Annotated in this window: 14 protein-coding genes and 2 tRNA genes; 5 read left to right on the top strand and 11 right to left on the bottom strand. The window is 56.9% G+C overall.

All coding sequences use genetic code 11. The features are described from left to right. The first annotated feature begins 28 nt into the window (after positions 1–28). The gene (gene ppiC, locus MKR05_RS24780; protein ID WP_032454495.1) at positions 29–310 is read left to right on the top strand and encodes a peptidylprolyl isomerase PpiC; all 282 of its coding nucleotides are present in this window, start codon (positions 29–31) and stop codon (positions 308–310) included. A gap of 50 nt (positions 311–360) precedes the next feature. Beyond that, positions 361–642: a peptidylprolyl isomerase PpiC gene (gene ppiC / locus MKR05_RS24775; protein WP_004886861.1), complete on the top strand. Its 282-nt coding sequence runs from the start codon at positions 361–363 to the stop codon at positions 640–642. A 203-nt stretch (positions 643–845) separates the two neighbouring features. Here the strand turns inward: ppiC (MKR05_RS24775) and ilvC are convergent, their stop codons facing one another. Beyond that, positions 846–2,321, bottom strand: a complete 1,476-nt coding sequence (ilvC, locus tag MKR05_RS24770) for a ketol-acid reductoisomerase (RefSeq protein ID WP_023291546.1) — start codon at positions 2,319–2,321, stop codon at positions 846–848. Between the two features lie 152 nt (positions 2,322–2,473). On the opposite strand from ilvC, the gene ilvY reads away from it, so the two are divergent. Further along, complete coding sequence (gene ilvY / locus MKR05_RS24765; RefSeq protein ID WP_012543253.1) at positions 2,474–3,364, top strand: HTH-type transcriptional activator IlvY; 891 nt, start codon at positions 2,474–2,476, stop codon at positions 3,362–3,364. Here the strand turns inward: ilvY and ilvA are convergent. The 7 genes from ilvA to ilvL all read right to left on the bottom strand — a co-directional run bounded on the left by ilvA (position 3,361) and on the right by ilvL (position 9,904). Then, positions 3,361–4,905, bottom strand: a complete 1,545-nt coding sequence (ilvA, locus tag MKR05_RS24760; protein ID WP_017899412.1) for a threonine ammonia-lyase, biosynthetic — start codon at positions 4,903–4,905, stop codon at positions 3,361–3,363. The two genes, ilvY and ilvA, sit on opposite strands and share 4 nt — an antisense overlap. Before the next feature lie 2 nt (positions 4,906–4,907). Further along, complete coding sequence (ilvD, locus tag MKR05_RS24755; protein WP_023291545.1) at positions 4,908–6,758, bottom strand: dihydroxy-acid dehydratase; 1,851 nt, start codon at positions 6,756–6,758, stop codon at positions 4,908–4,910. A gap of 60 nt (positions 6,759–6,818) precedes the next feature. Next, positions 6,819–7,748 (bottom strand): branched-chain-amino-acid transaminase, encoded by a 930-nt coding sequence (gene ilvE / locus MKR05_RS24750; RefSeq protein WP_002883171.1) that lies wholly within the window; start codon positions 7,746–7,748, stop codon positions 6,819–6,821. Between the two features lie 16 nt (positions 7,749–7,764). Next, complete coding sequence (gene ilvM, locus MKR05_RS24745; protein WP_004886870.1) at positions 7,765–8,022, bottom strand: acetolactate synthase 2 small subunit; 258 nt, start codon at positions 8,020–8,022, stop codon at positions 7,765–7,767. After that, complete coding sequence (gene ilvG, locus MKR05_RS24740; protein ID WP_049013138.1) at positions 8,019–9,665, bottom strand: acetolactate synthase 2 catalytic subunit; 1,647 nt, start codon at positions 9,663–9,665, stop codon at positions 8,019–8,021. The genes ilvM and ilvG overlap by 4 nt, the downstream gene beginning before the upstream one ends. 2 nt (positions 9,666–9,667) lie before the next feature. Then, on the bottom strand, positions 9,668–9,718 hold the full coding sequence (gene ilvX, locus MKR05_RS27090) for a peptide IlvX (RefSeq protein WP_175426296.1): 51 nt from the start codon (positions 9,716–9,718) through the stop codon (positions 9,668–9,670). Positions 9,719–9,805: 87 nt separating this feature from the next. After that, entirely contained in the window at positions 9,806–9,904 is a 99-nt protein-coding gene (ilvL, locus tag MKR05_RS24735; RefSeq protein WP_001311244.1) for an ilv operon leader peptide, read from the bottom strand. Positions 9,905–10,258: 354 nt separating this feature from the next. Between ilvL and MKR05_RS24730 the strand changes: the two genes are divergently transcribed. After that, positions 10,259–11,779 (top strand): YifB family Mg chelatase-like AAA ATPase, encoded by a 1,521-nt coding sequence (locus tag MKR05_RS24730; protein ID WP_032454493.1) that lies wholly within the window; start codon positions 10,259–10,261, stop codon positions 11,777–11,779. 24 nt (positions 11,780–11,803) lie between these two features. Here the strand turns inward: MKR05_RS24730 and MKR05_RS24725 are convergent, their stop codons facing one another. Beyond that, the gene (locus MKR05_RS24725) at positions 11,804–12,142 is read right to left on the bottom strand and encodes a DUF413 domain-containing protein (RefSeq protein ID WP_004886877.1); all 339 of its coding nucleotides are present in this window, start codon (positions 12,140–12,142) and stop codon (positions 11,804–11,806) included. Positions 12,143–12,260: 118 nt separating this feature from the next. On the opposite strand from MKR05_RS24725, the gene hdfR reads away from it, so the two are divergent. Beyond that, on the top strand, positions 12,261–13,082 hold the full coding sequence (gene hdfR, locus MKR05_RS24720) for an HTH-type transcriptional regulator HdfR (RefSeq protein WP_023291542.1): 822 nt from the start codon (positions 12,261–12,263) through the stop codon (positions 13,080–13,082). Positions 13,083–13,191: 109 nt separating this feature from the next. Here the strand turns inward: hdfR and MKR05_RS24715 are convergent. Continuing rightward, positions 13,192–13,267, bottom strand: a tRNA-Trp gene (locus tag MKR05_RS24715). A 53-nt stretch (positions 13,268–13,320) separates the two neighbouring features. Beyond that, a tRNA-Asp gene (locus tag MKR05_RS24710) sits at positions 13,321–13,397 on the bottom strand. Between the last annotated feature and the right edge of the window lie 46 nt (positions 13,398–13,443).

Genomic DNA, 13,443 nt, shown 5'->3' with positions numbered 1-13,443 from the left:
AATCGCGATTAACCCATAGAGCAGAACCATGAAAAAGACCGCAGCAGCCCTGCATATCCTGGTCAAAGAAGAAAAACTGGCCCAGGAGATCCTCGCCAAACTGGAGCGGGGCGTCAGCTTCGATCATCTGGCGAAGCGCTATTCCCAATGTCCCTCGGGGCGCAACGGCGGCGACCTGGGCGAGTTTCAGCAAGGCGCGATGGTCGGCCCATTCGATCAGGCGGTCTTTAGCTGCCCGCTTCTCAAGCCCTACGGTCCGGTAAAAACCAAGTTTGGCTACCATATCATTAAGGTGCTTTATCGCCGCTGACGCGTGGTATATTGCGCCCTGATTTATCTCAACCTATTCAAGGCACGATCATGGCAAAAACAGCAGCAGCACTGCATATTCTTGTTAAAGAAGAGAAACTGGCTCTGGATCTTCTGGAGCAGATTAAAAACGGCGCCGACTTCGGTAAGCTGGCAAAGAAACACTCTATTTGCCCATCAGGCAAACGCGGCGGTGATTTAGGTGAATTCCGCCAGGGCCAGATGGTCCCGGCGTTCGATAAAGTGGTCTTCTCCTGCCCGGTGCTGGAGCCAACCGGACCGCTGCATACCCAGTTCGGCTACCACATCATCAAAGTCCTGTACCGGAAATAATAAAAAAACCCGGGGATCTTAATCTCCGGGTTTTTGCCTGATGGCGCTTCGCTTATCAGGCCTACTAAACAAATTCATTCCTCTATGGATTTCAGCTTGCCGGAAGGCGGCCAGGAAGTACATCCCCAGGAACATAGATAACTATGTGACTGGGGTGTACGTACCGTAGCCAACGCATCGGCCAGTCGAAAGACGACGAGGAATTAGCCGGCAACCGCAATACGCTTCATATCGGTCATATAGCCACGCAGTTTGTGACCCACTTTCTCGATCTGGTGGCTGCGGATGGCTTCGTTGACATCACGCAGCTGGGCGTTGTCTACCGCGCCTTCGGCAATCGCCGTACCCAGGTCGCCAGTCTGCAGGGTGGTCATGAACTCTTTCAGCAGCGGTACGCAAGCGTAAGAGAACAGGTAGTTACCATATTCAGCGGTATCGGAGATAACCACGTTCATCTCGTACAGACGCTTACGGGCGATGGTGTTGGCGATCAGCGGCAGCTCGTGCAGTGATTCGTAGTAAGCGGACTCTTCAATGATGCCGGAATCGACCATGGTTTCGAACGCCAGCTCAACGCCTGCTTTCACCATCGCGATCATCAGAACGCCTTTATCGAAGTACTCCTGCTCGCCGATTTTACCTTCATACTGCGGCGCGGTTTCGAACGCGGTTTTACCCGTCTCTTCACGCCAGGTCAGCAGTTTCTTATCGTCGTTCGCCCAGTCCGCCATCATACCGGAGGAGAATTCGCCGGAAATGATGTCGTCCATGTGTTTCTGGAACAGCGGCGCCATAATCTCTTTCAGCTGCTCGGAGAGCGCATAAGCGCGCAGTTTCGCCGGGTTAGAGAGGCGATCCATCATCAGGGTGATGCCGCCCTGCTTCAGCGCTTCGGTGATGGTTTCCCAGCCGAACTGAATCAGTTTTTCTGCATACGCCGGGTCGGTACCTTCCGCCACCAGCTTGTCGAAGCACAGCAGAGAACCCGCCTGCAGCATGCCGCAGAGGATGGTCTGCTCGCCCATCAGGTCAGATTTCACTTCTGCCACGAAGGAAGACTCCAGGACGCCCGCACGGTGGCCGCCGGTCGCCGCTGCCCATGCTTTCGCAATGGCCATGCCTTCGCCTTTCGGGTCATTTTCCGGGTGTACCGCGATAAGCGTCGGTACGCCGAAACCGCGTTTGTACTCTTCACGCACTTCGGTACCCGGGCACTTCGGCGCCACCATCACCACGGTGATGTCTTTACGGATCTGCTCGCCCACTTCCACGATGTTGAAGCCGTGGGAGTAGCCCAGCGCCGCGCCGTCTTTCATCAGCGGCTGTACGGAGCGCACAACGTCAGAGTGCTGTTTGTCCGGGGTCAGGTTAACCACCAGGTCCGCCTGTGGGATCAGCTCTTCATAAGTGCCGACTTTAAAACCGTTTTCGGTCGCTTTACGCCAGGAGGCGCGCTTCTCGGCGATCGCTTCTTTGCGCAGCGCATAGGAGATATCCAGGCCGGAGTCACGCATGTTCAGACCTTGGTTCAGACCCTGCGCGCCGCAGCCGACGATGACCACTTTTTTACCCTGAAGGTAGCTTGCGCCATCGGCGAATTCGTCGCGCGCCATAAAGCGGCATTTGCCCAGCTGTGCCAGCTGCTGGCGCAGGTTCAGTGTATTAAAGTAGTTAGCCATGTCTGTAACTCCGTGATGTTGTGTCGTGCTTATTGTTCGGTTCGCTTTTGCGAGAATGAACTTACTATATGACAGGAATTTTATTGCGGAAATTGATATATTCACAACGTCACGTTGCATTTTATGAAATACAAAACCGGGGAGTACGCGCCGTGGATTTACGCGATCTGAAAACCTTTCTGCATCTGGCGGAAAGCCGCCATTTTGGCCGCAGCGCGCGGGCCATGCACGTCAGCCCGTCGACGCTTTCGCGCCAGATCCAGCGCCTGGAAGAGGACCTCGGCCAGCCGCTGTTCGTGCGAGATAATCGCACGGTGACCCTGACCGAAGCCGGGGAAGAGTTACGCACCTTTGCCCAGCAGACTTTACTGCAGTATCAGCAGCTTCGCCACGCCATCGATCAGCAGGGCCCTTCGCTCTCCGGCGAGCTACACATCTTCTGCTCTGTCACCGCCGCCTATAGCCATCTGCCGCCGATCCTCGACCGCTTTCGCGCCGCGCATCCCTCGGTAGAGATCAAGCTGTCGACCGGCGACGCCGCCGACGCCATGGAAAAGGTGGTCACCGGCGAAGCCGACCTGGCGATTGCCGGTAAGCCGGAGACCCTGCCAGGGTCGGTGGCGTTTTCGATGCTGGAGAACCTCGCCGTGGTGTTAATTGCCCCGGCCCTTCCCTGCCCGGTGCGCAACCAGGTGACCGTCGAGCGTCCGGACTGGTCGACAGTGCCGTTTATCATGGCTGACCAGGGGCCGGTACGTCGGCGCATCGAGCTGTGGTTTCGACGGCATAAAATCAGCAATCCGTCGATCTACGCCACTGTCGGGGGCCACGAAGCGATGGTGTCGATGGTCGCCCTGGGATGCGGCGTGGCGCTGCTGCCGGAGGTGGTGCTGGAGAACAGTCCGGAGCCGGTACGCAACAGGGTGATGATTCTGGAGCGCAGCGATGAGCAAACCCCATTCGAGCTCGGCGTTTGCGCACAAAAAAAGCGGCTGCATGAGCCGCTTATTGATGCTTTCTGGAAAATCCTGCCGAACCACTAGCCCGCGAGGAAAAAGCGGAATGCCGGGTTATGGGTCTCATCGTGACACTCATAGCCCAGCTCATTGAGACGAGTTTCAAAGTCCGGCTCGTGCTCGCCCAGCTCGAAGGCCGCCAAAACCCGACCATAGTCGGTGCCGTGGCTACGGTAGTGGAACAGCGAAATATTCCAGTGGGTGCCAAGGGTGTGCAGGAACTTCAGCAGCGCCCCCGGGGACTCTGGAAATTCGAAGCTGAACAGCCGCTCCTGCAGCGCTTTGGACGGTCGGCCGCCAACCATATAGCGCACATGGAGCTTGGCCATTTCGTCATCGGAAAGGTCAACGACGCTGTAGCCGCCATCATTCAGTAACTGGAGGATCTCTTTCCGCTCCTCCAGCCCACGACTCAGACGCACCCCCACAAAGATGCAGGCGTCTTTGGCATCGGCAAAGCGGTAGTTGAACTCGGTCACCGAACGCCCCCCCAGCAGCTGGCAAAACTTCAGAAAGCTGCCTTTCTCTTCCGGGATCGTCACCGCCAGCAGCGCTTCGCGCTGTTCCCCGAGCTCGCAGCGTTCAGACACGTAGCGCAGACCGTGGAAGTTGACGTTGGCCCCGGACAGAATGTGAGCCAGTCGCTCGCCGCGAATATTGTGCTGGGCGACATATTTCTTCATCCCCGCCAGCGCCAGGGCGCCGGAAGGCTCTGCCACCGCCCGCACATCTTCGAACAGATCTTTCATCGCCGCGCAAATAGCGTCGCTGTCGACAGTGATGATGTCGTCCAGATACTCCTGGCACAGACGGAAGGTTTCATCGCCGATGCGTTTGACCGCCACGCCTTCGGCAAACAAGCCGACGCGCGGCAGATCCACCGGATGACCGGCATCCAGCGCCGCCTTCAGGCAGGCCGAATCTTCCGCTTCCACCGCTATCACTTTAATCTGCGGCATCAGTTGCTTGATCAACACCGCCACGCCTGCCGCCAGGCCGCCGCCGCCCACCGGGACGAACACGCGGTCGATGTGGGCATCCTGCTGCAGCAGCTCCAGCGCCAGGGTTCCCTGACCGGCGATGACCATCGGGTGATCGAACGGCGGCACCCAGGTAAAGCCCTGCTGCTGCGCCAGCTCAATCGCTCTCGCCTTCGCTTCGTCAAAATTGGCGCCATGCAGCAGTACTTCGCCGCCAAAGCCGCGAACGGCATCCACTTTGATGTCGGCGGTCGCTACCGGCATCACGATCAGCGCCTTAACGCCCAGCCGCGATGCGGAGAACGCCACGCCCTGGGCATGATTGCCCGCCGAGGCGGTGATCACCCCGTGGGATTTCTGTTCCGCGGTCAGGCTGGACATCATCGCGTAGGCGCCGCGCAGCTTAAAGCTGTGTACCGGTTGGCGATCTTCGCGCTTCACCAGAATAACGTTATCCAGGCGAGAAGAGAGTTTGTCCATTTTTTGCAGCGGCGTTTTCTGCACCGCTTCATAAACCGGCGCGCGCAGCACTGCTCTCAGGTATTCGGCGCCCTCGGGGGCGCCGGAGAGGGGTTGTGAATCCGCCATGATTAGCCACCCAGTTTCGATTTATCGCGAACCGCGCCTTTGTCAGCGCTGGTCGCCAGGCTGGCGTAGGCGCGAAGGGCAAAGGAGACCTGACGCTGGCGATGCTTCGGCGTCCACGCCTGGTCGCCACGCGCTTCCTGGGCTTCACGACGCGCCGCAATTTCCGCATCGCTCAGCTGCAGCTGGATACTGCGGTTTGGAATATCAATCGCGATCATGTCGCCATCTTCAATGAGCGCAATGTTGCCGCCGCTCGCCGCTTCCGGTGAGACGTGACCGATAGAGAGCCCTGAGGTGCCGCCGGAGAAACGGCCATCGGTGATCAGCGCGCAGGCTTTGCCCAGCCCCATCGACTTCAGGAAGCTGGTGGGGTAAAGCATCTCCTGCATCCCCGGCCCGCCTTTCGGCCCTTCGTAGCGGATCACGACGACGTCGCCTTCAACGACTTTGCCGCCGAGGATGGCCTCAACCGCATCGTCCTGGCTCTCATATACTTTCGCCGGACCGGTAAATTTCAGGATGCTGTCGTCCACGCCGGCGGTTTTCACGATACAACCGTTTTCCGCGAAATTGCCGTACAGCACCGCCAGGCCGCCGTCCTTGCTGTAAGCGTGTTCCAGAGAACGGATACAGCCTTCGGCGCGATCGTCATCCAGCGTATCCCAGCGGCAGTCTTGCGAGAACGCCTGGGTGGTACGGATGCCCGCCGGGCCGGCGCGGAACATCTTTTTCACCGCATCGTCCTGAGTCACCATCACATCGTACTGTTCCAGGGTCTGCGGCAGCGTCAGGCCGAGGACGTTTTTAACCTCGCGATTCAGCAGCCCGGCGCGGTCCAGCTCGCCCAGAATGCCCAGCACGCCGCCGGCGCGATGCACATCTTCCATATGGTATTTCTGCGTGCTCGGCGCCACCTTACACAGCTGCGGCACTTTGCGGGAGAGCTTATCGATATCGCTCATGGTGAAATCGATTTCAGCTTCCTGCGCCGCCGCCAGCAGGTGCAGAACGGTGTTGGTGGAACCGCCCATGGCGATATCCAGCGTCATGGCGTTCTCAAAGGCCGCCTTGCTGGCGATATTGCGCGGCAGCGCGGAAGCGTCATCCTGCTCGTAATAGCGTTTGGTCAGCTCAACGATACGTTTCCCGGCGTTAAGGAACAGCTCCTTACGATCGGCGTGGGTCGCCAGCAGAGAGCCGTTACCCGGCTGCGACAGGCCCAGCGCTTCGGTCAGGCAGTTCATGGAGTTGGCGGTAAACATCCCGGAACAGGAGCCGCAGGTCGGACAGGCGGAGCGTTCCACCTGATTACTCTGCTCGTCGGACACTTTCGGATCCGCCCCCTGGATCATCGCATCCACCAGGTCGAGCTTGATGATTTTATCTGACAGCTTGGTTTTCCCGGCTTCCATTGGGCCGCCGGACACAAAGATCACCGGAATGTTCAGGCGCAGGGAAGCCATCAACATCCCCGGAGTGATTTTGTCGCAGTTGGAGATACAGACCATCGCATCCGCACAGTGGGCGTTAACCATGTACTCCACCGAGTCGGCGATCAGCTCGCGGGATGGCAGTGAATAGAGCATACCCCCGTGGCCCATGGCGATCCCATCATCCACTGCGATGGTGTTGAATTCTTTGGCCACGCCACCGGCGGCTTCAATCTGCTCGGCAACCAGTTTGCCGAGGTCGCGCAGGTGCACGTGCCCGGGAACAAACTGGGTAAAGGAGTTAACGACGGCGATAATCGGTTTGCCGAAATCGGCATCGGTCATCCCGGTTGCGCGCCACAACGCGCGGGCGCCCGCCATATTGCGGCCATGTGTGGTGGTGGCGGAACGGTACTTAGGCATGCTCTTTTTACTCCCATCTGTGTTTATTAAATGGGACGGTGCGTGCCGTCCCATTTTTAATTACTTACTTACCGGATCCAACCAACCCCATTTATCTTCTGTTTCACCGGTGAAGAGGCCAAAGAAGGCTTCCTGAATGCGTTTGGTGACCGGACCGCGACGGCCTGCGCCGACCTGGATGCCATCCACGCTGCGTACCGGGGTGATTTCCGCCGCGGTACCGGACATGAAGACTTCATCCGCCAGGTACAGGGATTCACGGGACAATACCTGCTCGCGGACTTCAATACCGAGATCTTTCGCCAGCTTGATGATGGCGTCACGGGTAATGCCCGGCAGCGCGGAAGAGGTAAACGGCGGGGTGAACAGCACGCCGTCCTTCACTTCAAACAGGTTTTCGCCTGCGCCTTCCGAGATATAGCCGTTAACATCGAGGGCGATACCCTCCTGGTAGCCATGGCGACGCGCTTCGCTGCCAACCAGCAGCGAGGAGAGATAGTTGCCGCCGGCTTTCGCCGCCGTCGGGATGGTGTTCGGCGCCGCGCGGTTCCAGGAAGAGACCATTGCATCGATCCCCTGCTCCAGCGCTTCTGCGCCGAGGTAGGCTCCCCACGGGAACGCCGCGATGATCACGTCAGTGTTGTAACCCGGAGGCGGGTTTACCCCCATGCCGACATCGCCAACAAACACCAGCGGGCGGATATAAGCGCTGGTCAGATTATTGGTGCGAATGACTTCGCGGCAGGCTTCCATCAGTTCGTCGACGCTCTGGGAGACCGGGAAACGATAAATTTTGGCTGAATCATGCAGACGCTGCATATGTTCGCGATGACGGAACACCACCGGGCCTTTGTGCGAGTCATAGCAACGGATGCCTTCGAATACCGAGGTGCCATAGTGCAGCGCATGGGACATCACATGAACTTTCGCTTCGCCCCACGGAACCATCTCGCCATTGAACCAGATGTAATCAGCTTTTTTCGTCGTCATTTTTCTTCCTTTGCGCTCAGGCGCGGATTTGTTGTGATGTGGGTTGCTGGATCTCGACGCAGGCAACGTCGACCAGTTTGCTTAATTGACTAAACAGTAATTCGACGGGCCGCGGGCTGGCAACGGTCAATTCGATATTTATGTTCTGTGCGTCCGCCGCGGTTTCCATGTTCATTGCGCAGATTTGGAAACCACGGTGGCGGACAACGCGCAGCACGCGCTCTAAGGTTTCCGGGTTGAAACGTGCCTGTAAAGCGACTTGATGTTGCATCATGATAATTTCTCCAGCATTTCAGAGTTACTGGCGCCGGGCGGCACCAACGGCCAGACATTCTCAAGTTCGTCGATTGAGACATGAAGCAGGTATGGCCCCTGGCTCGAAAGCATGGTGTCGAGTGCCGCTTCAACCTGGTCTTTACGGGTGATGTGTTGGCCAGGAATACCGAAGGCGCTGGCCAGCGTGAGGAAATCAGGGTTATCAGTCAGAGTGGTTTCGCTATAACGTTCCTGGAAAAACAGCTGCTGCCATTGTCGAACCATCCCTAACCGCTGGTTGTCGAGTAATACGATCTTCAGCGGTAACTGCTTGCGTTTAACGGTGCCCAGCTCCTGCACATTCATCATGAAGGAGCCGTCACCGGAGATACAGATCACTGTATCGTTAGGGCGCGCCACCTGGGCGCCAACGGCGGCCGGCAGGCCAAAGCCCATGGTGCCTAAGCCGCTGGAGGTGATGAAGTTTTCCGGGCGGGTATAGGTCATATGCTGAGCCGACCACATCTGATGCTGGCCAACGTCGGTTGTCACCACGCTGTCCGCCGGCTTGCGGTCGGAAAGCTGTTTCAGCAACAGCGGCGCGTAGATTGCCTCACCGGGATGATCGTAACGCCAGGCGTGATCGGCACGCAGCGCGGCACTCCGCTCGCGCCAGCCATCGATAGCTAACGGCTGCTGCAGCGCCGGCAGCAAGCGGTTCAGGTCGCCGGTCAGACCGATGTGCGCCTGGCGCAGCTTGTTCAGCTCCGCCGGATCGATGTCCATATGGATCACTTTGGCATGCGGCGCGAAGGTGTTGAGCTTGCCGGTCACGCGATCGTCAAAGCGCGCGCCGACGGCGATCAGCAGATCGCACTCCTGTACCGCCAGGTTGGCCGCCCTGGTGCCGTGCATTCCCAGCATGCCGAGATAATACGGGTAATCGGCGTCCACCACGCCCAGCCCTTTCAGAGTGCAGGTCGCCGGCATCCGGGTTACGGCGAGAAATTCACGCAGCGCCGGTACCGCCTGCGCCATGCCGACCCCGCCGCCAACATACAGCATCGGTTGCTGCGATTGAGCCAGCATCTGCAGAGCCTGAGCCACTTCCGCCTGCGGAAATGCCATCTCATCGGCGACCGTAGAGAAATGGGGATCGAGATCGCCCTGCGCCATCTGAATATCCTTAGGGATATCAACCAGCACCGGGCCTGGACGGCCTGAGTTTGCCACCTGGAAAGCTTCAGCAATGACCCGCGGCAGCTCGTCCAGAGACTGCACGAGGAAACTGTGCTTAGTACAGGCCAGTGACAAACCGAGAACGTCTACTTCCTGAAACGCATCCGTGCCGATGAAGGGCGCGGCCACCTGGCCGGTGATGGCGACAATGGGGATGGAGTCAAGCAAAGCGTCCGCCAGGCCGGTGATCAGATTGGTCGCGCCCGGGCCGGAGGTCGCGATACACACTCCGGTTTTACCGGTTGCTCGCGCATAACCAATGGCCGCCATGGCTGCCCCTTGCTCATGCCGGCACAGCAGGTGCTCCACGCCGCCGTCATACAGTGCATCGTAAACCGGCATAATTGCGCCACCCGGATAGCCAAAAACGGTGTCGACCCCCTGTGTCCGCAAAGCATGTACCACCCACTGCGCGCCATTCATAGTTAGTTCCCCGTCATAAATCGGGAGAAACAGAATTTTATGCTAAAAGTCATCATCTGCTCCTCGCTTAGGTTATTTCAGTTATAAAAAAACCCCCGGACCTTTCGGTGCGGGGGTCTTAGTTCGTTAAGGCTTGATTATTAAGCCTTTCCTCGTCCAAGTGCAGCCCCGCACGGTGGGATAATAATCACCACCACGCTAATCACGACCAGGCTAATCACTCGTAGAAGGGCTGTCATTTTCTGTACTTTCTGGCTTCTTGTTCGAAGGAATACCTAAAGAGGTACCACAGACATCACATAAAACACAAGATTTTTTTATATCTCCGTTGCTGAGCAGCCTAACAGTTTCAGCAAAAATAATTGTTTTATATGAAAAAAATCAGAAATGAAAAAAATTCAGTTTTCTCTCGCCTGGCGCGCGCTTTTGCGCGTGCCTTGCCCACGCCACTCTCTTTTGCGAGCGAAATTCCATTTTCGGCTAAATGTAACGATATAGCGCGAAAAGTATGGATTTATGGTCCTAAATTCTCACTATTACCGCTCCCGTTTTACCACAGATCAGCCATAATCCTGCCTGGTCCAGGAGGTTTTATGTCGCTCGCCATCGTCTATACTCGCGCGGCGCTCGGTATCGAAGCGCCATTGATTACTGTCGAGGTTCATCTCAGCAACGGTCTGCCCGGCCTGACTATGGTCGGACTGCCGGAGACGACCGTGAAAGAGGCCCGTGACCGGGTCCGTAGCGCCCTGATCAACAGCGGCTACGCTTTCCCTGCGAAGAAAATAACCATTAACCTGGCGCCAGCGGATCTGCCTAAAGAGGGCGGACGATACGATCTGCCTATCGCTCTCGCGCTTCTCGTCGCCTCAGAGCAGCTCAATACGACGCGACTGAATCACTATGAGTTTGTGGGCGAACTCGCCCTCACAGGTGGGTTACGCGGCGTTCCAGGGGCGATCCCCAGCGCAATGGAGGCCATCAAAGCCGGCCGGCGTATCGTCGTCTCCGCTGATAATGCGGCTGAGGTCGGCCTGATCGGCGGCAGCGATTGCCTCGTCGCCGACCATCTGCAGGAGGTATGCGCTTTTCTCGCGGGGCAGACATCGCTTTCACCGCCTCTTGCCGAGGCACCTATTGTTGATGAACGCGGCGAAGATTTGCGCGATGTTATCGGCCAGCAGCAGGGAAAACGAGCGCTGGAGATTGTGGCCGCCGGGGGTCACAACCTGCTCCTGATAGGCCCGCCCGGCACCGGGAAAACCATGCTTGCCAGCCGGCTACCCGGTCTCCTGCCGCCATTAAGCAATCAGGAAGCACTGGAGAGCACCGCCATTCAGAGCCTGGTCAATCTGCATACCGCGAAGACCCGGTGGCGTCAGAGGCCGTTTCGCGCGCCTCACCATAGCGCCTCGCTGGCAGCGATGGTGGGCGGCGGTTCAATACCGGTCCCCGGTGAGATTTCCCTGGCCCATAATGGCGTGCTGTTTCTTGATGAACTGCCTGAGTTTGAGCGGCGTGTACTGGATGCGCTGCGCGAACCCATTGAGTCAGGCAAGATCCACATATCACGCTCGCGCGCCAAAATTGACTATCCGGCGCGCTTTCAGCTTATCGCGGCGATGAACCCAAGCCCGACAGGGCATTATCAGGGCAAACATAATCGTACATCGCCTGAGCAGACATTACGTTATCTGGGACGTCTGTCAGGCCCCTTCCTTGACCGCTTCGATCTCTCCTTAGAGATCCCGCTGCCGCCGCCAGGGATACTGAGCCAGGGCACACAGGGCGAAGAGTCTAGCGCAACGGTCAGGCAGCGGGTGCTGGCGGCGCGCGAACGGCAAATGCTCAGGCAAAATAAGCTCAATGCTCATCTTGAGAATCGTGAAATGAAGAGCTGCTGCCACTTACGGCGGGAGGACGCTGTCTGGCTGGAACAGACGCTAACGCAGTTGGGGCTCTCTATTCGAGCCTGGCAGCGTCTGTTAAAGGTGGCGAGAACCATTGCCGATCTGGCAGAGGCTGAAGAGATTGAACGCCGTCATTTGCAGGAGGCGCTCAGCTATCGGGCGATAGACCGGATGCTAAACCATCTGCAGAAAATGATGGCGTAAAAAAAGGGCTTACGCCCTTTTTTCTTAGTCATCGCTTTCGGTGTAATCGTCAGCGCCTTCCATCTGCGGTTTGCCGCCGGAAAGGGTATGGAAACGCTTCGGCCGCTTGATGCGCGCCATATACTTAATCCATACGCGTTCTGCTTCCGTTACCGGCTCACGCTCACCACGGCACACCGAGACAAACTGTTTTTCATCATCGGTAACAGGTTCGCGTTTACCCAGTTCCAGTTCGTTAAAGGCATAACCATGACGTTCCAGCAGTTGCGCCTCTTTGATGGTGAAATCACCGTGACGGGAGAACCCGCGTGGATAATTTTTATTGTCGAAAAAACGATTAGTCGTCGTAAAGCTTTCCGCCATCCTACACGCTCCTGATTCTTTGGCCGAGCTATTTATGGCGCGGAGTATTAGTTACGCTTGACAGAGCGTCAAACAAAACATTTAAATCATCACGACAAATAATTTTGTGGAGAACGGTGTGGATACGGAATTGCTCAAGACTTTCCTGGAAGTGAGCAGAACTCGTCACTTTGGGCGAGCAGCAGAGGCGCTTTACCTGACGCAGTCAGCGGTCAGCTTTCGTATTCGTCAGCTGGAAAATCAACTTGGTGTGAACCTGTTCACCCGACATCGTAATAACATTCGCCTGACGACGGCCGGAGAAAAGCTCCTGCCTTACGCCGAAACGTTAATGAATACCTGGCAGGCTGCGCGCAAGGAGGTCGCACACTCTTCGCGACATAATGAATTCTCCATCGGAGCCAGCGCCTCGCTGTGGGAATGCATGCTTAACGGCTGGCTCGGCACCCTCTACAGCGCACCTTACAATCTCCAGTTTGAAGCGCGTATCGCACAGCGGCAGTCGCTGGTTAAACAGCTTCATGAACGCCAGTTGGATCTGCTGATCACCACCGAATCGCCGAAGATGGATGAATTAAGCAGCCAGCTGTTGGGTAATTTTACCCTTGCCTTGTATTGCGCATCGCCAGCAAAAAACAGAAATGAATTGAATTACTTGCGCCTTGAATGGGGGCCTGATTTTCAGCAAAACGAAGTGGGTCTGATAGGAAGCGATGATGTTCCGCTGCTCACTACCTCTTCAGCTGAATTGATCTACCAGCAATTATCACGCCTGAACGGCTGCTGTTGGCTACCTGTTCGCTGGGCGAAAGAGAAACATGGGTTACATACGGTCATGGACAGCGCTACGCTTTCCCGCCCACTCTATGCGATCTGGTTACAAAATAGCGATAAGCAGGCGCAGATCCACGAGATCCTGAAAAGCCCTATCCTGGAATAAGCGGTACTCTCCATGGACGGAGAGAAGCAAGGTATTTTGAACAGGGATATTGCAGATGGAGAGTAGAGATAAAAAAAAATCCTTTGCCTGAGCAAAGGATTCTTATAAATGGCAGGGGCGGAGAGACTCGAACTCCCAACACCCGGTTTTGGAGACCGGTGCTCTACCAATTGAACTACGCCCCTAAAGCTTTCTTACCACTAAGCCTGCTATCTGAGCAGGCTTAATGTTAAATAAGTGGCGGAACGGACGGGACTCGAACCCGCGACCCCCTGCGTGACAGGCAGGTATTCTAACCGACTGAACTACCGCTCCACCGAATTTTTTCGCTTTATTACCACCGGTTGTCACCCCGGCTTAC

The sequence above is a fragment of the Klebsiella sp. K5-204 genome (assembly GCF_030128585.1).
GTDB classification, from domain to species: Bacteria; Pseudomonadota; Gammaproteobacteria; order Enterobacterales; family Enterobacteriaceae; genus Klebsiella; species Klebsiella quasipneumoniae.
Note: the sequence above shows the minus strand (reverse complement) of the source record. Positions and strands in the feature narration are given on the sequence as shown.